15 protein-coding genes are annotated in these 18,699 nt (G+C 66.5%); 3 read left to right on the top strand and 12 right to left on the bottom strand.

Annotated elements, in window-relative coordinates:
- Positions 1-4 precede the first annotated feature (4 nt).
- Positions 5-1,333, bottom strand: coding sequence for an NAD(P)/FAD-dependent oxidoreductase (locus tag AQZ52_RS14885; protein WP_082698084.1), 1,329 nt, complete (start codon positions 1,331-1,333; stop codon positions 5-7).
- A 146-nt stretch (positions 1,334-1,479) separates the two neighbouring features.
- A complete protein-coding gene (locus AQZ52_RS14880; protein WP_067912683.1) occupies positions 1,480-1,965 on the bottom strand; it encodes an Lrp/AsnC family transcriptional regulator in 486 nt (161 codons plus the stop codon).
- Between the two features lie 83 nt (positions 1,966-2,048).
- On the opposite strand from AQZ52_RS14880, the gene putA reads away from it, so the two are divergent.
- Both putA and ada read left to right on the top strand, forming a co-directional pair.
- Positions 2,049-5,666, top strand: a complete 3,618-nt coding sequence (gene putA, locus AQZ52_RS14875; protein ID WP_067912680.1) for a bifunctional proline dehydrogenase/L-glutamate gamma-semialdehyde dehydrogenase PutA — start codon at positions 2,049-2,051, stop codon at positions 5,664-5,666.
- Positions 5,667-5,747: 81 nt separating this feature from the next.
- Positions 5,748-6,863 (top strand): bifunctional DNA-binding transcriptional regulator/O6-methylguanine-DNA methyltransferase Ada, encoded by a 1,116-nt coding sequence (gene ada, locus AQZ52_RS14870; RefSeq protein WP_082698082.1) that lies wholly within the window; start codon positions 5,748-5,750, stop codon positions 6,861-6,863.
- On the opposite strand, the gene AQZ52_RS14865 is transcribed toward ada, so the two are convergent.
- From AQZ52_RS14865 to wrbA, 8 genes are all read right to left on the bottom strand, one after another.
- The gene (locus AQZ52_RS14865) at positions 6,844-7,329 is read right to left on the bottom strand and encodes a low molecular weight protein-tyrosine-phosphatase (RefSeq protein WP_082698232.1); all 486 of its coding nucleotides are present in this window, start codon (positions 7,327-7,329) and stop codon (positions 6,844-6,846) included. The two genes, ada and AQZ52_RS14865, sit on opposite strands and share 20 nt — an antisense overlap.
- Before the next feature lie 16 nt (positions 7,330-7,345).
- Positions 7,346-8,362 carry an acyl carrier protein gene (locus AQZ52_RS14860; protein WP_067912674.1) on the bottom strand — a complete coding sequence of 339 codons (1,017 nt, stop codon included), beginning with the start codon at positions 8,360-8,362 and terminating at the stop codon, positions 7,346-7,348.
- Positions 8,355-10,565 carry a dehydrogenase E1 component subunit alpha/beta gene (locus tag AQZ52_RS14855; RefSeq protein ID WP_067912671.1) on the bottom strand — a complete coding sequence of 737 codons (2,211 nt, stop codon included), beginning with the start codon at positions 10,563-10,565 and terminating at the stop codon, positions 8,355-8,357. Before AQZ52_RS14855 ends, AQZ52_RS14860 begins: the two co-directional genes overlap by 8 nt.
- A gap of 61 nt (positions 10,566-10,626) precedes the next feature.
- Positions 10,627-11,700: a glycerophosphodiester phosphodiesterase family protein gene (locus AQZ52_RS14850; RefSeq protein WP_067912668.1), complete on the bottom strand. Its 1,074-nt coding sequence runs from the start codon at positions 11,698-11,700 to the stop codon at positions 10,627-10,629.
- Between the two features lie 41 nt (positions 11,701-11,741).
- Entirely contained in the window at positions 11,742-12,641 is a 900-nt protein-coding gene (locus AQZ52_RS14845) for a carbon-nitrogen hydrolase family protein (protein ID WP_067912663.1), read from the bottom strand.
- Positions 12,641-13,228, bottom strand: coding sequence for a GNAT family N-acetyltransferase (locus tag AQZ52_RS14840; protein ID WP_067912660.1), 588 nt, complete (start codon positions 13,226-13,228; stop codon positions 12,641-12,643). Before AQZ52_RS14840 ends, AQZ52_RS14845 begins: the two co-directional genes overlap by 1 nt.
- 10 nt (positions 13,229-13,238) lie before the next feature.
- Positions 13,239-13,661, bottom strand: coding sequence for a ketosteroid isomerase-related protein (locus tag AQZ52_RS14835; RefSeq protein WP_067912657.1), 423 nt, complete (start codon positions 13,659-13,661; stop codon positions 13,239-13,241).
- Positions 13,662-13,809: 148 nt separating this feature from the next.
- Positions 13,810-14,409: an NAD(P)H:quinone oxidoreductase gene (gene wrbA / locus AQZ52_RS14830; protein WP_067912655.1), complete on the bottom strand. Its 600-nt coding sequence runs from the start codon at positions 14,407-14,409 to the stop codon at positions 13,810-13,812.
- Positions 14,410-14,713: 304 nt separating this feature from the next.
- Here wrbA and purC point away from each other — a divergent pair, with 304 nt between their 5' ends.
- Positions 14,714-15,499 (top strand): phosphoribosylaminoimidazolesuccinocarboxamide synthase, encoded by a 786-nt coding sequence (purC, locus tag AQZ52_RS14825; RefSeq protein WP_067912652.1) that lies wholly within the window; start codon positions 14,714-14,716, stop codon positions 15,497-15,499.
- 3 nt (positions 15,500-15,502) lie between these two features.
- Here purC and AQZ52_RS14820 read toward each other — a convergent pair whose 3' ends face one another.
- Positions 15,503-16,615, bottom strand: a complete 1,113-nt coding sequence (locus AQZ52_RS14820; protein ID WP_067912650.1) for an energy transducer TonB — start codon at positions 16,613-16,615, stop codon at positions 15,503-15,505.
- Between the two features lie 115 nt (positions 16,616-16,730).
- Positions 16,731-18,650 (bottom strand): CocE/NonD family hydrolase, encoded by a 1,920-nt coding sequence (locus AQZ52_RS14815; RefSeq protein ID WP_067912647.1) that lies wholly within the window; start codon positions 18,648-18,650, stop codon positions 16,731-16,733.
- Positions 18,651-18,699 lie beyond the last annotated feature (49 nt).

The following is an 18,699-nucleotide window of genomic DNA, read 5'->3' as shown; positions in this document are numbered from 1 at the left end:
ATCCCTAGATTCCAAGGCGATCCCTGAGGCCATAGTACCAGGCGCCCAGCACGCAGTAGGGCACGCGAAACAGCTTGCCGCCTACGAAGGGGATGTAGGGCAGCGAGGCAAAGACGTCGAACTTGGTCATCTGACCGTCGATGGCTTCGGCCAGACGGCGGCCCAGCATCTGCGTCGTCGTCACACCGTGGCCGCTATCGCCTTGCGAGAAATAGACGCTGTCGGAAACGCGCCCCATCTGCGGATAGCGCGTCATCGTCAGCGCGAAATTGCCGCTCCACTGGAAGTCGACCTTCACGCCCTTCAATTGCGGGAACGTCTGGTGGAGCTGCGGCAGGATCTTGCCCTCGATCGAGGCCGGATCGAACCCGCCATAGATCGTGCCGCCGCCATAGAGCAGCCGGCCATCCGCAGTGCGCCGGTAGTAATCCGGGATATAGCGGATATCCTCGATGCAGTAGTTGGTCGGGAAGAGCGTTTCGAGGAGGTCATCCCCCAGCACCTCGGTCGCGATCACCTGGCTGGAGACGGGCAGGATGCGCCCCGAAAGATCGGGCGCGGCATCCCCCAGATAAGCATTGCCGCAAACCAGCACCTTGTTCGCGCGCACCGTGCCCTTGGCCGTGTGCACCACCGGCGCCGCCCCGCGGTCGACATGCGTCACCCGCGAGTGCTCGAAGATCCGCCCGCCCAGGCTCTCGAATGCAGCAGCCTCGCCCAGCACGTAGTTCAGCGAATGCATGTGCCCGCCGATGGGGTCGAACATGCCGCCGATATAGCGGTCAGAATTGATATGCTCGCGCGCCGCCGCGCCTTCGGCGAGGAACATCTGGGTATGGCCATGGCGGTGCCATTCCTCGGTCCGCTCCGCCAGCGTCTTCAGCTGCGGCTTGCTCATTGCCATGATCGCGTTGCCCGCGCGCAGGTCGCACGCGATGCCGTACTTCGCCACGCGCTCGCGGATGATCGACTGCCCCTCCAGCGCCATCGCGCCGAACGCCTTCTCGGCTTCCGCGCCGTAGTGCTGGCGCACTTCCAGCATCCGGCGGCTGTAGCCGTTGACCAGCTGCCCGCCATTGCGCCCCGAAGCGCCCCAGCCCACGCGCTCACCCTCGACCACGATCACCTTGTAGCCGCGCTCGGCCAGCTCCAGCGCCGCGCCCATGCCGGTGAAGCCCGCGCCCACCACGCAGATATCGGCCATTTCCTCGCCCAGCAGTTCGGGGCGTCGCGGCGTCGGATTGGCGCTCGCGGCATAGTACGTCGGCATCCCGGCATAGGGCGAGGCCGGCGAAAAGGTGTCGATCACGCGGTCGGTCGTCTGGAGATTCATGGCATGGCGCTCGCAGAGTGAGTTCTGCTGCCTAACGCCGTCGCTCCCGTTTCGTCAACGGAAATGTGATCACATTATTTGAGCGATGCCTCAAAAGCGCAGCAGACATGGCCAAGCGCGCGCCATTTTGTGATCATGTTTCCACCTCAATCGTGGGACTCGCGCACCGTCTCCATCGCCACGAAAGTGGACGTGCTGGCCACATGCGGCAGGCTCGAGATCTTCTCGCCCAGCACTTCGCGGTAGCGGCGGATATCCGCCGTGCGCACTTTCAGCAGGTAGTCGAAGCTGGAGGCGATCATGTGGCATTCCTCGATCTCGGGAATGCGCAGCACCGCCGCCGCAAAGGCCGCAAGCGCCGCCTCGCGCGTATCGGACAGCTTCACTTCCGTGAAGGCCACATGGTCCAGGCCGAGCTTCCCGGGATCGAGGATCGCGCGAAAACCCCGGATATAGCCTTCCCCAATCAGCCGCTTGAGCCGCGCCTGCGTGGGCGATTTGGAAAGCCCGATGCGCTGCGCCAGTTCGGTGATCGGCAGCCGGCCGTCCACCGCCAGATGAACGAGGATCGCCCGATCAAACCGATCCAACGGCCCGCTATTCGAGCCATCTGCACTTATATCGCCTGCCATATGGCCGAATTTAGGGCGATACGGATTATTGAACAACGAAAATCAGGCAAAAGACCTGACCGAAATCACGTATTCTGAACCACATGAGCAAGCAGCCCGCCTTTGCCCCCCGCATTTCGCCCGAAACCCCGCTGCGCCGCGCGATCACGCAGGCCACGCGCATTCCCGAGCCCGACGCCGTGCGCCCCCTGCTTGCAGCCGCCACGCTCCCCGAAGCGGATCGCGCGCGGATCGCGGCAACCGCCCGCGCCCTGATCGAGGCCTTGCGCGCCAAGGCCCGCCCCGGCCGCGTACAGGCGCTGGTGCAGGAGTTTGCGCTTTCCAGCCACGAGGGCGTCGCGCTCATGTGCCTCGCCGAGGCGCTCCTGCGCATCCCCGACGACGCCACCCGCGATGCCCTGATCCGCGACAAGCTCAGCACCGGCAACTGGGCCGCGCACCTCGGGCAGGGCAAGCCGCTGTTCGTCAACGCCGCCACCTGGGGCCTCGTCATCACCGGCAAGCTCACCGCCAGCGTCGATGCCACCGGCCTCGGTCACGCGCTCACCCGCATGGTCCACCGTCTGGGCGAGCCCGTCATCCGCCGCGGCGTCGATGTCGCCTTGCGCATGATGGGCGAACAGTTCGTGATGGGCGAAACCATCGAGGATGCCCTCGCCCGCGCCCGCCGCCGTGAAGCGCAAGGCTTCGCCTTCAGCTACGACATGCTGGGCGAGGCTGCCGCCACCGCGCAGGACGCCGCCCGCTATCTGGAGGCCTACACCGCGGCGATCCACGCCATCGGCCAAAGTGCCAATCGGGCCAGCGCCGGGCGCGGCGTATTCGCGGGCCCGGGCATCTCGATCAAGCTCTCCGCGCTCCACCCGCGCTACACCCGCGCGCAGGCCCACCGCGTTATGGCCGAACTTGCCCCCCGCGTCCTCGCGCTCGCCGAACTGGCCAAAAGCTACGACATCGACTTCAACATCGACGCCGAGGAAACCGACCGCCTCGAACTCTCGCTGGATATCCTCGAAAGGCTCGCCCACGCGCCCGTCCTCGCCGGCTGGCAAGGCCTCGGCTTCGTCATCCAGGCCTACCAGAAGCGCTGCCCCGCGGTGATAGACTGGATCGTCGATCTCGCCCGCAGCAGCGGCCGCCGCATCATGGTCCGCCTCGTTAAAGGGGCCTATTGGGACGCCGAGATCAAGCGCGCGCAGGAAGCCGGGCTCAGCGACTTCCCGGTCTACACCCGCAAGGTCCACACCGATCTCGCCTATGTCGCCTGCGCCCGCAAACTCCTTGCCGCGCGCGATGCCGTATTCCCCCAGTTCGCCACGCACAACGCGCAGACCCTCGCCAGCGTGCTGCACCTTGCCGGACCCGATTTTACCCCGGGCGACTACGAGTTCCAGTGCCTCCACGGCATGGGCGAACCACTTTACGAAGAGGTTGTCGGCCCCGAAGGCCTTGACCGCCCGTGCCGCGTCTATGCCCCGGTCGGCACACACGAGACACTGCTTGCCTATCTCGTCCGCCGCCTGCTGGAGAACGGCGCGAATTCCTCCTTCGTCAACCGCATTGCCGATCCCGATGTGCCGGTCGAAGCCCTGATCGAAGACCCCGCCGCCGTGATCGCCGCCGAGCCCGAGCCCGGCGCGCCGCACGATGCCATCGCGCTCCCGCAGGCGCTGTTTGCGGACCGCGCCAATGCCCAGGGCCTCGATCTCGCCGACGAACCCACACTGGCCGCCCTCGCCGAAGCCCTTAGCGGCAGCGCCGCGCAAGACCACCGCGCCGGCGATCCCGCCCGCCCGGCCGAACCGGTGCGGAACCCCGCCGATCACCGCGACATCGTCGGCCACGTCCACGCCGCCACCATCGAGGACGCCGCCCGCGCCGCAGCAGATGCCGCCGCCTCGCGCTGGAGCGCCACCCCCGCCGAAGCCCGCGCCGCCGCGCTCGAACGCGCCGCCGATGCGATGGAAGCCGCCCGCGTGCCCCTCATCGCGCTCCTCATCCGCGAGGCGGGCAAAAGCGCCGCCAATGCGCTCGCCGAAGTGCGCGAGGCGGTCGATTTCCTGCGCTACTACGCGGTGCAGGCCCGCCACTTGCCGGAAACCGCCCAGCCGCTCGGCCCCGTGGCCTGCATCAGCCCGTGGAACTTCCCGCTCGCCATCTTCACCGGGCAGATCGCCGCCGCGCTCGCCGCCGGCAATCCGGTCCTCGCGAAGCCCGCACCGGAAACCCCGCTCGTCGCCGCCGAGGCCGTGCGCCTGCTTCACGCCACAGGCATTCCGGCCGCAGCGCTCCACCTGCTCCCCGGCGGTGGAAAGATCGGCGCGGCCCTTGTTGCCGCGCCCGAAGTGCAAGGCGTCGTCTTCACCGGCTCCACCATGACAGCGCGCGCCATCCAGCAATCGCTCGCGGGCCGCCTCAATGCCCACGGCGCCACCATCCCGCTCATCGCCGAAACCGGCGGTCTCAACGCCATGGTGGTCGACAGCTCCGCGCTTCCCGAACAGGTCGTCGCAGACGTCCTCGCCTCCGCGTTCGACAGCGCGGGCCAGCGCTGCTCCGCGCTGCGCCTGCTCTGCCTGCAGGATGACATCGCCGACCGCACCCTCTCGATGCTCAAAGCCGCGATGGCCGAACTCGCCGGGGGCAATCCGGCGCAGCTTGCCACCGATGTCGGCCCGGTCATTTCCGAACGCGCCCGCGCCGGCATCGCCGCCCACGTTGCCCGGATGCGCGCCGCCGGCTTCCCCGTCACCGAAATGCCGCTGGGTGAGCAAACCGCACACGGCACCTTCGTCGCGCCTACGCTCATCGAGCTCAACACGCCGACCGACCTTACGGCCGAGGTCTTCGGCCCCGTCCTCCACGTCGTCCGCTTCCGCGCCGAGGCCATCGACAGCCTGATCGAAGGGATCAACGCCTCGGGCTACGGCCTCACCTTCGGCCTCCACACCCGCATCGACCAGACCGTCGAGCGCGTGTGCGGCCGCATCGAAGCCGGCAATCTCTACGTGAACCGCAACATGATCGGCGCGGTCGTCGGCGTGCAGCCCTTCGGCGGGCGCGGCCTTTCGGGCACCGGCCCCAAGGCGGGCGGCCCGCTCTACCTCGCCCGCTTCGCCCCCGGTGCGGTGCCTGTCCTGCCCCAGGGCGACTATCCTGCCGTGCCCGATCCGGCGCTGGCAGCTTTCGCGCAGTGGGCCTCCCAGCAAGGGCTCGCCGCCGCCGCGCAGACCGCCTGGAACGCCGCAAAAGCCTCACCCCTCGGTTTCACGGCCACGCTCCCTGGCCCGGTAGGCGAACGCAATACCTACCGCCTCGCCCCGCGCGGCCGGATTGCCTGCGCGGCCACTGGCGTCGAGGCGCTCTGGCAGCAGGTGGCTGCCGTCCTCGCCACCGGCAACACGGCGGTGATCGTCGCTCCCAGCCCCGTCGCCGCCCGCCCGGCGGGCTTCCCGCCCGCGCTCGCCGCCCGCGTCGAATGGAGCGACGAGCACCTAACCCGCGTCCCCGATCTTGCTGCCATGCTCATCGACGGCCCGGCAGACCGCATCGCCGAGGCCAGCCGCCAGCTCGCCGCGCGCGAACATGCCATCGTCCCCTTGCACACCGGCACGCCGCTCCACCTGCTGCTCGAGGAGGTCACCCTCTCGGTCAACACCACTGCCGCCGGCGGCAACGCCAGCCTCATGGCGCTTGCCTGAGGGAATTTCACCGCAAGCATCGGAGCGCGCCCGCGCGCCCCTGCCGTTACCCCTCCTGCACAAACAGGAGCCCCTATGCCCATGGCAATCCCCGCCCCCGCACGCTACGCCGACGCCGTGGCCGACCTTGAGACACTCGACGAGACCCGCTGGCAGCAGGTCACCACGCGCGACAGGGCGGCGGACGGCCAGTTTGTCTATGCGGTGAAGACCACCGGCATATACTGCCGCCCCTCGTGCCCCTCGCGCCTCGCCAAGCGCGCCCATGTCCGCTTCTTCACCACCACCGCCGAGGCCGCGGAAGCCGGTTTCCGCCCTTGCCGCCGCTGCCACCCTGCCGCCGCGCAGGAACCGGCGGCCTCGCTGATGCAGGCCATGGCGCACTACATCGCGGACCACGCCGGAGAGAGCCTCCCGCTCGCCCGCCTCGCCCGGCAAGCGGGGATGGCGCCGACGCATTTCCAGCGCACCTTCAAGGCCGCGCTTGGCGTGTCCCCGCGCGAATACCAGGCCGCCCAGCGCCTCGCCCGCTTCAAGCAGGCCTTGCGCGAAGGCGAAGGGGTGCTCGAAGCCGGGCTCGATGCGGGGTTCGGCTCAACCAGCCGCGTATACGAAGCCGCCGATGGCAGCCTCGGCATGACCCCCAGCGCCTACCGCGCGGGCGGGGCGGGCGAACATATCGTTCATGCCACACGCGAAACGGCGCTCGGGCCCCTGATGATGGCCGCCACCAGACGCGGCGTCTGCTTCGTCCAGTTCGGGGAAAGCGCCGAAGCCCTGCTGACACAGCTCGCGGCCGAGTTCCCCAAGGCCGCGCTGCTGCGCGCCGCGCTCGCTGCCGCTGCCCCGCTCGATGACTGGATGGCCGCGCTCGCCGCCCACCTCGAACAGGCTGCGCCGCGGCCCGATCTGCCGCTCGATCTGATCGGCACCGCCTTCCAGATCCGCGTCTGGCGGTTCCTCATGTCGGTCAAGCCTGGCGATGTCGTCAGCTACAGCGAGCTCGCCGCCGGTGCCGGCAAGCCCCGCGCCATCCGCGCTGCCGCCAGCGCCTGCGCCGCGAACCGCATCGCCGTGCTCATTCCCTGCCACCGCGCCTTGCGCGCCGATGGTAGCCTGGGCGGCTACCGCTGGGGGCTTGAGCGCAAACGCGCGCTGCTCGATGCGGAACGGCGGGTCAGAACATCCGCCGGATGATCTCCCGCGCTGCCGCGCTCACATCCGCCCATGTCTCGGCGAAGTCATCCGCCGTCCCGCCATAGGGATCGATCACCGCCGTCCCCTCGCGCCCGGGCACAACGTCCATCAACAAGCTGAGCCGTGCGCTGGGTCCCGCGATGGGCCGCCCCATGAATCCCTTCGGCTGGATCCGCCGCAAATCGCGCAGGTTCTGCTGATCGAGCGCATAGATCTGGCCGAAACGCCGGAAGTCGTCCACCCGCACCTGCCGCGCACGGTAATGCGAGATATCGATGCCATGCCGCTCGGCTTCGGAAATCGCGCGCGGATCGGGCGCATCGCCGGCATGCCATCCTCCGGTCCCGGCGGAATCAATGGTCACTGCCACGCCCGCCAGCACCGCCTCGGCCCGCAAAGCGGCTTCGGCAAGCGGGGAGCGACAGATATTCCCCAGGCAAACGAACAGGATGGAAGGCTGGCTCAAGAACGGCCCCATGCGATCATTTGGTGACGCCTCGTCGCTGGGCTTCGCGGCCCATGGCGACGAGAAACGGATCATCTTCTTGCCTTAGGGAAAACACATATTTGCTGTCGATGTCCAGCCATTGCAGAGCCACAATGGCTTGACCGATCGCGCCGCCCAGCGTCTCGCCCGGCCCCAGCAGCACCACGCGGTCCGGCGCGAACTCGCGAATCGCCACGGTCATCGCCGCCGTGAAATCATAGGGCGCCAGAATCTGGTGCCCGAACGTATAGTCCCACAGCGCCGCCGCCTCGGTCTCGAAGCGGCGCCACACCTTTCCGCGCCCGTCGATCAGCGGCACCTGCGGCGTACCGAACCAGTCCGCCGGCAGCGCGGCACGCGCCGCATCCGCGCTCGCTTGCATGAGAGGCGTGTGGAAGGGCCCATGTCCCGGCAGCCGCAGCGGCGGGCGCGGTAGCGGCGGCAGCTCGGCGTTCAGCGCATCGAGCGCGGTTTCAGGCCCCGCCACCACCAGCATCCCGCCCAGCCGGATCGAGGGCAGCACGCCCGCCCGCGCGCAAGCGGCCTCCACGGCGCGGGCCGTCTCGGGATCGACGCGCCAGTCCTCCCCCGCCATCACGATCACTGCCTGACCGCCGGGTTCATGCGCTTGCGAATTCACGCCCATCGCATCGGCAATCGCAAACCCGTGTTCGCCCGAAACCGCGCCGGCGCAGGCAAGCGCGGTGTACCAGCCCATCGAATTGCCGGTGACGGCGACCACCTCGAACCGCTCCCGGTCCAGTTCTAGAAAATCGAGAAACGCGCAGGCGTGGATCAGCGGCGCCGCCACATCCCCGCGCGGATGCAGCTTCGGGTCGAACTTCGCCGCGCCGTCCAGCGCGGTCAGCGTCGGCTTGCCCGCACCGTCGCGCACCGTATCGAAATGCGCGAGCCAGGGCGAACCGCCATGATGCCGTGCCAGATAGCCCAGTTCCGGGGCGTTGTAGGTCCCCCGCCCGGGGCATACGACAACCACAGTCTCCTTAGCCACGCACCATCTCCAGCGCCTTGGCCACGATCCCGTCACGGCTCGGCAAGGTATGCGTCGCCGCCCGCGCCAGCGGGATGAAGCTGTCGGTCGCCGCCAGCACGCCGAGGGCCTTGTCCGGCGCGCGCAAGGCCATCAGCGCCAGCAGCGCCTCGCTCTGCGAGCCCGTCTCGCGGCACTCGTCCACCACCAGCACGCGGCTGCAGGGCGCCACCGCATCCAGCAGCGCGTCCTGTGCCAACGGCGCGATCCAGCGCAGGTCGATCACCCGCACCGCCACCCCAGCTTGCGCGAGGAGCTCCTGCGCCTGCAGCGAAAGGTAGACGCCGTTGCCATAGGTCACCACGGCCAGGTCCGTGCCTTCTCCATGCACCCCGATCTCGCCCACGCGGATCTCGCTCGCACCCGGCGCTTCATAGACCGAGGTCCACAACCCATCCCCCTCGGCGTGCAGGTCGCGTGTCATGTAAAGCGCGATCGGCTCAACGAAGATCACCACACGCTGCTCTTCATGCGCCAGCCGCACGCATTCGCGCAGCATCAGCACCGCCTCGCGGCCACATGAAGGCACCGCGATCACCAGCCCCGGAATATCGCGGAATACTGCGAGGCTGTTGTCGTTGTGGAAGTGCCCGCCAAAGCCCTTCTGATAGGGCAGGCCCGCAATCCGCACGACCATCGGATTGGTATATTGCCCGTTCGAGAAGAACGAGAGCGTCGCCGCCTCGCCGCGGATCTGGTCCTCGGCATTGTGCACATAGGCGAGGAACTGGATCTCCGGCAGCGGCAGCAGCCCGTTGTGCGCCGCCCCGATGGCGAGGCCCAGAATCGCCTGCTCGTCCAGCAAGGTGTTGATCACCCGCGCCGAACCGAACCGCGCGTGGAGCCGCGCCGTCGCATTGTAGACGCCGCCCTTGGGCCCCACGTCCTCGCCGCACACGATGGCATTGGGATATTGCAGCAGCAGGTCCGCCATCGCCCACGAAATCAGCCGCGCCATATGCTGCGGCTTTTCCATCACCGCCGCTTCGTCGGCAAAAATCGCCGCGCGCGCCTCGGCGCTGGCCAAGGGCTGCTCCACCCCTTCGCGCTTCGGCGGCACGATGCTTGCCATCACCGCCGCCGCATCGGGCAGCTTGGGCCGCTTTATCGCCAGCTCCACCTGCCGCAGCAATTGCGCCTCGATCGCGTCGTACTCGGCCCTCACATCGGCGGCGCTCATCACGCCTTCCTCGATCAGCAAGGCGGCAGAGGCCAGCAGCGGATCGCGCGCGTTGTCCGCCGCAATGTCCGCCTTCGACATATAGACCTGCTGCACGTCGTTCCCGGCATGGCCATAGAGCCGCACTGTCTTCATGTGCAGGAACACGGGCTTCCTGTACCGCCGCGCATAGTCGACCGCTTCGGCGGCCCCGCGCCACGCGTCGGCCAGATCGCAGCCGTCACACTGGATGTAATGCAGCCCCGCGCGGCTCGACCAGTTCGCCTCGATCCAGCCCATCGGTGTTTTCGTGGAAATGCCGATCCCGTTGTCCTCGCACAGGAACACGATGGGCATCGGCGTGCCCTGAAACGCCGCCCAGGCCGCCGTGTTGAGCGCGCCCACCGCCGTCGAGTGATTGGCCGAGGCATCGCCGAACGAGCAAAGCACCACGCCGTCCTTCGCCAGCGTCGTCTCCTCAAGCCCCATCCGCCGCGCGATCCCGATGGAAAACGCCGCGCCCACCGCCTTGGGCAGGTGGCTCGCGATGGTTGAGGTCTGCGGCGGAATCGCCAGCCGTTTCGAACCCAGCACCTTGTGCCGCCCGCCCGAAATCGGATCCTCCGCGCTCGCGGTGAACGAAAGCAGCATGTCCCACATCGGGTTCTCGCCCGGCACGCGGCTGGCGCGGTGGATCTGGAACGCGGCATCGCGGTAGTGGAGGAACGCGATGTCATCCACGCGCAGCGCCTCGGCCAGCGTGGCATTCCCTTCATGCCCTGACGACCCGATGGTATAAAACCCTTCGCCCCGCGCCTGCAGCTTGCGGCTCAGCCGGTCGAGCTGCCGGCTCACCATCTGGCTGTGCAGCAGCGCAGCCGCGCGCCTGGGATCGAGCCCCACCGCGCTCAGCCCCAGATTGCGCAGTCGTTCATTGTGCCGCTGCAAGGTGCCTGCTTCCAGCGCGGCGACAAACTGCTCATGAACCTGCTGTGCGGCGTCCATCAGCGTGAACCGGTTTCGTTTGCGATCATCTGCCACGCACTAGCGGAAGGTGCGCAAGGCGTCACCCCCGCTCGTCCAGCGCCGCGCGCGCCAAGGCCGGATCGTCGGTGAAGAACCCGTCTACCCCGGCCGCCACGAACGTGCGCACATCCGCCATCATCCCGTGCGGCCAACGCTCGCCCGGACCACCGTTCTGCAGGTTCCCGGGCAGAAACTGGTTTTCCGGCCGGAAGGTGAACACCCCCACCTTGAGACCGGTCTTGTGCGCGTCCGCGATCAGCATGCTCGGCGCGCCAGCATTGCCTGCGCCGTCGAGCGGGATCACCCGCCGCAGTGGCGGGCCGATCCACTGCGCATACGTCGCGATCTCGGCCAGGCCCCTTGGCGTCACCATCTCGTCGAACGTCAGCGTGCCCCCGGCCGCGATGATATCGGCGGGCTGCTTCACCTCTGGCGACTGGATCAACTGGAACAGCGCCACATTGCGCCGACCCGCCAGTTCCCGGTGCAACCGCTTGAGGGTCGCAACTTCGAAACACTGCACGATCACCGGCGCGCGCCTGAGGGTATTCGAAGCCTTGATCGCTGCAACCAGCTTGCCCGGCGTATCAAACCCGAGCCCCGCAAAATACGTCGGATGCTTCAGCTCCGGGATCAGCCCGACGCGCTTTCCATGCCGGGCCGCCAGCGCCACGATCTCTTCGAATGTCGCCACCTCGAACGCGCCATCATGCGCCATGCTCTCCGGCCGCAGCGCGCCCAGGCGCTCCTTCGCGCGCAGCGTCTTCAATTCCGCGAGCATGAAGTCCTCGGTAAACCAGCCCTCCTGCCGCTGCCCGTCGATCACCTTCACCGCCCGCCGCGCGGCAAATTCCGGATGCGCCGCCACATCGGTCGTCTCGGTGATGTTGCTTTCATGCCGCGCCACCAGCACGCCGTCCTTCGTCGGCACCAGATCGGGTTCGATGAAGTCCGCGCCGTCCGCGATCGCCTTCTCGTAGGCCGGCAGCGTCTCCTCAGGCAGCCAAGCCGAAGCCCCGCGATGCGCGAAAACAAGCGGCTTGGCGGCAAGCGGCACAGCGGTCATCACCATCCCCAGAACCAGCATGGGCGGCAGAGCGAGGCGGATCACCATGGCGAAACTCCCTGTGAAATCCAGCCGTTATGTTACGCCCATTATAGCAGCGATACCACCCTCAGCGGCGGCAGTGGGCCCGCGCCGGGCTGATCGCGCCAGTCCCGCGCATTCAGCACGCCGCCATCGGCCCGCAAGTCCGCCACCCGCGCCAGATCGATCTCGGCAAAGACCCACTGGTTTTCGCCCTCGGCCCCCAGTGCGATGACGCCGTCCTCGGGCATCCCGCGATCCGGCGGCCCATAGACCCCCGCCGCACCCCGGTTCACATCGACCGCGGGTGACCAGTCGGCGATCCCCACCGTCGGCGATTGCACCGCATAGCACTGCCCTTCGAGCGCCCGCGCCTGCGCGCCCAGCCGTACCCGCCAGTAGCCATGAAGGCTGTCCGTGCAGCTCGGCACCAGCAGCACTTCGGCCCCGGCCTCCACCGCCGCGCGCGCCAGCAGCGGAAACTCGCTGTCATAGCAGATCAGCACCGCGATCCGGCCCAGCACGGTCTCGAACAGCGCAAGGCCGTCCACTCCAGCCGAAACGAACCACTGCTCGCGCTCGAAGCGCGTCATCACCAGCTTGTCCTGCGTGCCCACCTTGCCATTTGGCGCAAACAGTCGCGCCGCATTGCGATAGCGCCCATCCACATCGCGCCGGGGCAGGCTTGCTGCCAGAATGTGCAGGCCAAAGCGCGCGGAAAGCGCGGCATGGAGCGCGTCGACGCGCCCGATCAGCCCCGCCACGCTCGCCAGCGAACCCGCCAGATCACCCATCGTCGCGGGCTCGAGGCTCGCCAGCTCCATTGCGCCATACTCGGGAAACACCGCCAGCGCCGCGCCGCTCTCGGCCGCCCCCGCCACCCAGCGCGTCAGCTTGGCCTCATAGGCATTCCAATCGGCCAGTTGCTCGATCGGATATTGCGCGGCGGCAATAGTGTAGCGGGTCATCACCAGCTCCTCAGCCAATACTGCATGGCTTTCAGACTCTCGCCCTCCTCGCCATGCTCCTTCCACGCAAGGTTCGTCACCAGCCCCGGCACCACGGCATAACCGCGCTTCGTCCAGAACGCATCGTGCGGCACATAGCCCGCGGGCTTCGCCGGGTGGTTCTCAGGCCGGATCACCGCCGCAAAACACGCCGCATTTGCCCCACACGCCCTTGCCTGCGCCTCGCGGTGATCGAAAAACGCATGGCCGATCCCCTTCCCGCGATACGCCGGCATCAGGACGCTTTCGCCAAAGTAGAACAATCGCTCCACGTCGAGCCCCCGCGCCGCAAAGGGCTCGCGGAACTCGGCCTTCTGGTGGATCATCGGCGCCGCCGTCGCCGCCCCCACGATCCGGTCGCCATCAAATGCCGCAACCAGCACCGCGTCCGTTGCCGCTGCATATTCGGTCAGGTACGCGGCCTCGTAGGCCGCATCACCGTCGTAGAGATAGGGGTACGCCGCAAAGACCGTGATCCGCAGCTTGGCCAGATCCCCCAGCGCCGCGCCGATTTCCGCGCCGGTCAGCGGACGGACGGTGACGCTCATCCCCCAAACCTCAACCGACCACCTGGGCAGTCCAGTCGGCGAGATTGTAATACATCGTCAGCCGCGTGATCTTCCCGCCGTCCACCGCAATGAACGCGCCCGCCGGCAGCACATAAGTCTGGCCATCGGCCTCGGGCAGCCCCTCGTCGGTCGCAAGGTAGGCGCCGTGGACCACGAACTCCGCAGCCGCACGGCTGCCGTCGTCGTTCGCCATCAGCACGATGTCCTTGAGCTCTTCCTTGTAGCAGCGCTCCATATGACCGAGGAACGCGGCAAACTTGTCCTTGCCGATCACCCGCTCGCCCTGGTTCACATCGTGCGCGACATCGTCGGCCAGGCAATCGAGCATCCCCTGCCAGTCGCCCGCATTGAAGGCGGCATAGTAGCGGGTCAGCAGGGCAATGGTGTCGGCACGGCGCGTCAAAGATGTCATGGGGGGCGTTCTCCTTCAGCGCTGGGTATCTAGCGAGGCTGGCGGTAATGCACCACATTACAAAAACGCAAAACGCCCGCCGGTCCTCCCCATCTTTGCAAAGCCCAAATGAGGAGTTTGGCAGCCCGCAACGCTGACGGAGGGGTAATCAGGCGAACAGCTTCGCCGCCGTCGTGGCCACGCGCGCACCAAGATAGCGCGCGCCTTCGAGTTCGGTTTCGCTCGGGCTTCGGCTGCCGTCGCCGCCCGCCACCGTCGTCGCCCCGTAAGGCGCACCGCCGACAACCTCGTCATGCCGCATCTGGCCCTGATGCCCATAATCGAGGCCGACGATAGTCATGCCGAAGTGCAGCAGATTGGTGATTACCGAAAACAGCGTCGTCTCCTGCCCGCCGTGCTGCGTCGCGGTCGAAACGAACGCCGCGCCGACCTTGCCGTTCAGCGCGCCGCGCGCCCACAGACCGCCCGCCTGATCGAGAAACGCGGCCATCTGGCTGGAAATCCGGCCAAAGCGCGTGCCGGTGCCGACCACGATCGCGTCGTAGTGCTCCAGCTCCGCCACCGTTGCAACCGGCGCCGCCTGATCGAGCTTGAAATGATGGGCCTTGGCGACGTCCTCGGGCACCGTCTCGGGCACACGCTTCACGTCCACTTCGGCGCCCGCCCCGCGCGCGCCCTCGGCGATGGCATTGGCCATCGTTTCGACATGGCCATAAGCCGAATGATAAAGCACCAGAACCTTTGCCATAACTGTCATTCCCTTGTTGCGCGGAAGGACGCCGAATCGCGCTCTCCGGTCTGTCCGGAATGCCTTTACTGCGCGCCGACCTTCCGGATCAGCCGGATAAACTCGTGCATTTTGTTCGATTTTCCAGAACAAAAGTCCCGAGACCTGGCCATTTGCGCAAGCGCGCATTTTGTCCTATGGGCCGTGCCGTTGCCCCGGCCCAGTGCAGGTTTTTCACGCTTCGTGTGGAATACCCGCGCCGCCGGGGCTTTTGATTTGCCGCGCACCGCCTATCTTCGGTCCAGCGCCAGTGAAAGAATCGCCCATGTCCCGTCGCCGCCAGATCTACGAAGGCAAGGCCAAGATCCTCTACGAAGGTCCCGAGCCCGGCACGATCATCCAGTATTTCAAGGACGACGCGACCGCCTTCAACGCGCAGAAGCGCGGCACGATCAACGGCAAGGGCGTGATCAACAACCGCATCAGCGAGTATGTGTTCACCCGCCTCGCGCACATCGGCATCCCCACGCACTTCATCCGCCGCCTCAACATGCGCGAGCAGCTGGTCCGGCAGGTCGAGATCATCCCGATCGAAGTCGTCGTGCGCAACGTGGCCGCCGGCTCGATCAGCAAGCGCCTCGGCATCGAAGAGGGCGAGCCGCTGCCCCACACCCTGATCGAATACTACTACAAGGACGATGCGCTGGGCGATCCGATGATCGCCGAAGAGCATATCGCCTGCTTCGGCTGGGCGAGCAACGAGGAGATGCAGGACATCTCCAGCATGGCGATCCGCGTGAACGATTTCCTCGTCGGCCTGTTCGCCGCGATCAACATCCGCCTCGTCGATTTCAAGCTCGAGTTCGGACGCATCTGGGACGGCGACTACAGCCGCGTGATCCTCGCGGACGAGATCAGCCCCGACGGCTGCCGCCTGTGGGACATGGTCACCGGCGAAAAGCTCGACAAGGACCGCTTCCGCCGCGATCTCGGCGGTGAGGAAGAAGCCTACCAGGAAGTCGCCCGCCGCCTCGGCCTGCTCGAAAACGACGGCGGCCCCAGCGAAGTCTTCGACCTCGGCGCCCACCGCAAACTGCGCGGCAAGAAGTAAGCTTCAAGGCCAGAGCTTGACCACCTCCGCCTGTCCAGCGGTTGGTTTTCCGTCACTATCGCCCGCCGGCACGAACTTCGCGTTCTTCATCCACGCCTTGCAGGTCGCGTTGTCGAGGACTGTACTACCGCTTGAGCCGGTAACAGTGCAGCTTTGCGGCATGCCGTTCGTGTCTAGGTTCAAGATGGCCTTGACTCGCCCATTCAGCCTGAGCCGGTACCCTTCGATCGGATAGTCGATAACCGTCACCCAACGGTCCGGATCACCGATCGGTGTGGGGGCCTGGTTCGGCACGAGCCGCCCAACCTCGCACTTCCACACCGTGGCTCCTGTATTGTCGACGATGGCTATCGCCTCGAGCCTCGCGTAGACCGTGGTGGTCTTCGTGTAGACGTCATAGGGATTGTCGAGGCTCGGCTCTCCAGGTGTTTCCGACGTCTTTACGTAGGGCGGGGCCAAACGTGCGATGTAAGCGATCCTGCCACCGTACTTGATCAGAGGCGCCTTTTCGAGCGTTGCCGGGACGCTAAAGCTGCTCGACCCATACTTCGTGGAAAGGCAGCCGGGGATCGTATCATCGATTGTTAGGCTGACATCATATTCCCATTCGACCGATGCCTTCACCGTCATCGGGATGCCCATGCGGGTGCGCGACTTGTAGCTTCCGAGAGACTTGGAGTCCCGCCAGACGTTGTGCGAAGCTGAGAATGATCCGGAGAAGCGCTGGTTCTCGGTGTCGTACCGAAACTCGATATCCGGATTGTCATTTAGTGGTTCACAGATAGCGATACTGTCGCCTGCCATCACCCCGGCGAGCTTTGCAGATCTTTCCTGATACTGCTGATCGGTTTCGAATTCACCCTTCTGGCTCGTCAGCAGCCCAGCATTGAGATCTAAGACGGTGGCAAGGTACGCAAACTTGGTGCGGCGACAGGTCGCACCCAGATCCTCCCCGATCTGATAGCTGTTGCGAATCAACTGGTTAGCAAGGAGCTCGCCATTTGTAGGCTTCTTGGCTGCTGGTGCTGTCTGTCGCTTCTTGGCCGGTGCAGCTTCGCAACTTGAGTATGTCGTCAAGGCAAGCAAGGTGCCGAGAACGAGACGGATGATCGACATGTTATTCCAGTCAAATAGTTGACGCACTGCTTCACCTTTGGAGGAGCGTTGGCGGTGCCAAACTGACGCGCAACACTGAATTATGGCGACACTTCACTAAATCCCCAAACACCCCTCACTCCACCACCGGCAGCGCAATATAACTCCCATCAGCCCCGCCAACGCTCACCTTCTGCGTGGCCTTCACGTAATCTCCCGGCTTGGCGTCCAGAATAGACGGCACGAAGGTCTGCGGGTTGCGGTCGTAGAGCGGGAACCAGCTGGATTGCACCTGCACCATGATCCGGTGCCCGGGCAGGAACACGTGGTTCGCCTGCGGCAGCTCGAACACATAGCCCAGCGGCGCACCCGCCTTCAAAGGCCGCGCCTCGGCCAGCGTCTCGCGGAAGCGGCCGCGGAAGATGTCCATGCCGATGGCCAGCTGGTAGCCGCCCATCGCGCGGTCGCCCGCCACGGCATCGGGGTAGACGTCGATTAGCTTCACCACCCAGTCGCTGTCCGTCCCACTCGTCGAGGCGGTGAGGTGCACCACCGGCGCGCCCGCGATCGTCACCGCCTTGTCCAGCACCGGGCCGACAAAGGCCAGCACATCGGGCCGCCCTGAAACCGCGCGCTGGTCGCCCACCAGCCAGGTCGGCCAGGGATTGCCGTCATAGCCCTCCTGCTGGTTCGGCCGGGGATAGTAGGTGACGGGCTTGGCCGGATCGGAGACGTAGTCCACCGTCCCCGCCGCGGCTGCGGGCGCGAAGCCCAGCCCCTCGCCCGGCAGCAGGTAGAGCTTCTTTTCGGCCTTCGCAGCAGGCCAGCCGCCCAGCTTCTGCCACTGGTTGGTGCCGCTCTGGAACGCGGTCACGGTCGGCACATCCATCGGCTTGTCATAGAGATAGTGCGCCAGGAACGGCGCGAGCACGTTCATCCGCCACCACTTGCCGGTGTCCTGATCCAACTCGAGCGCGCCCAGCGTATCGGCCTTCTCGATGGCCTGCCCGTGATACCACGGCCCGATCGACAGATGCAGCAGGCCATTCTTGTCCTGCGGCTTCAACGCCTTCCACACCGCCGGCGCGCCGTAGATATCTTCCTGATCCCACAGCGAGTGGACGAGCAGCGTCGGCACCTTGAGCGGCGCCTTGGCCAGCACCTTGTCCATCGCCTGTTCCTGCCAGAAGCCATCCCAGGCCTGGTGCGCCTTCAGCTTTTGCCAGAACCCGATCTGGTCGAGGCCTTGCGCGGTTGCCAGGGCTCCGGCCGAGCCATACTTCATGTAGTGGGCATAGGCGTCGGCCTCGGCGACCTCATACTTGTTCTCATTGCCCCGCGTCGCCACCTGCTCCCAGATGTAGCTGATGCCGATCTGGCGGAATGCGCCGTTGTGGAACCAGTCGTCCCCGCGCCAGCCATCGACCATCGGGTTCATCGGCACCGCCACCTTCAGCGCCGGATGCGGGTTCACCAGCGCGGCGAGCGCGGTAAAGCCGTCATAGCTGATGCCGATGATGCCCACGCGCCCATTGCTTTCGGGCACGTTCTTCACCAGCCAGTCGATGGTGTCATAGGTGTCCGTCGCGTGGTCGGTCTTCGTCGGGTTCAGGGACGTGCCCACGAAGGGCCGGTTCATCACATAGGTGCCCTCGGAGCCGTGCTTGCCCCGCACGTCCTGCACCACGCGGATATAGCCGCCCGCGGTCACCACGTCGGGTGCATGGTCATAGCCATCGAGCGCCACCGCCATGATCGGCGAGCCGTGCTGGCTGGTCATTTCCTCGGCGTTGTAGGGCGTGCGCGTCAGCAGCATGGCAGGCTTCTGGGCGGCCCCATTCGCGCCCTTTGGGATCATGATCACGGTGTGCAGTTTCACCCCGTCGCGCATCGGGATATCGACCGCGCGCCGTTCGTAGTCGCGCGCTGCCACCGGCTGCACGATGGCGGCCGGCCGCTCGTCATAGACCGGTCCCTTGGCGGGCGCGGCGATCGCCGTCCCGGCACTCGCCAGCAGAAGTCCCAGCAGCAGCCCCGCGCGCAGTGTCATGATCATGCCCCTCCCAATCGAAAGGAGGAGCTTATCAGCAGCCGCCGCGCTGCCA

The sequence above is a fragment of the Novosphingobium fuchskuhlense genome (genome assembly GCF_001519075.1).
GTDB lineage: Bacteria > Pseudomonadota > Alphaproteobacteria > Sphingomonadales > Sphingomonadaceae > Novosphingobium > Novosphingobium fuchskuhlense.
The sequence above is the reverse complement of the archived record's forward strand: the minus strand, read 5'-3'. Positions and strand labels throughout refer to the sequence as shown.

Coding starts and splice junctions, on each gene's coding strand:
- AQZ52_RS14885 (WP_082698084.1), bottom strand. CDS start 1,333: ATGAATCTCCAGACGACCGACCGCGTGATCGACACCTTTTCGCCGGCC.
- AQZ52_RS14880 (WP_067912683.1), bottom strand. CDS start 1,965: ATGGCAGGCGATATAAGTGCAGATGGCTCGAATAGCGGGCCGTTGGAT.
- putA (WP_067912680.1), top strand. CDS start 2,049: ATGAGCAAGCAGCCCGCCTTTGCCCCCCGCATTTCGCCCGAAACCCCG.
- ada (WP_082698082.1), top strand. CDS start 5,748: ATGGCAATCCCCGCCCCCGCACGCTACGCCGACGCCGTGGCCGACCTT.
- AQZ52_RS14855 (WP_067912671.1), bottom strand. CDS start 10,565: ATGGACGCCGCACAGCAGGTTCATGAGCAGTTTGTCGCCGCGCTGGAA.
- AQZ52_RS14850 (WP_067912668.1), bottom strand. CDS start 11,700: ATGGTGATCCGCCTCGCTCTGCCGCCCATGCTGGTTCTGGGGATGGTG.
- AQZ52_RS14845 (WP_067912663.1), bottom strand. CDS start 12,641: ATGACCCGCTACACTATTGCCGCCGCGCAATATCCGATCGAGCAACTG.
- AQZ52_RS14840 (WP_067912660.1), bottom strand. CDS start 13,228: ATGAGCGTCACCGTCCGTCCGCTGACCGGCGCGGAAATCGGCGCGGCG.
- AQZ52_RS14835 (WP_067912657.1), bottom strand. CDS start 13,661: ATGACATCTTTGACGCGCCGTGCCGACACCATTGCCCTGCTGACCCGC.
- wrbA (WP_067912655.1), bottom strand. CDS start 14,409: ATGGCAAAGGTTCTGGTGCTTTATCATTCGGCTTATGGCCATGTCGAA.
- purC (WP_067912652.1), top strand. CDS start 14,714: ATGTCCCGTCGCCGCCAGATCTACGAAGGCAAGGCCAAGATCCTCTAC.
- AQZ52_RS14820 (WP_067912650.1), bottom strand. CDS start 16,615: ATGTCGATCATCCGTCTCGTTCTCGGCACCTTGCTTGCCTTGACGACA.
- AQZ52_RS14815 (WP_067912647.1), bottom strand. CDS start 18,650: ATGATCATGACACTGCGCGCGGGGCTGCTGCTGGGACTTCTGCTGGCG.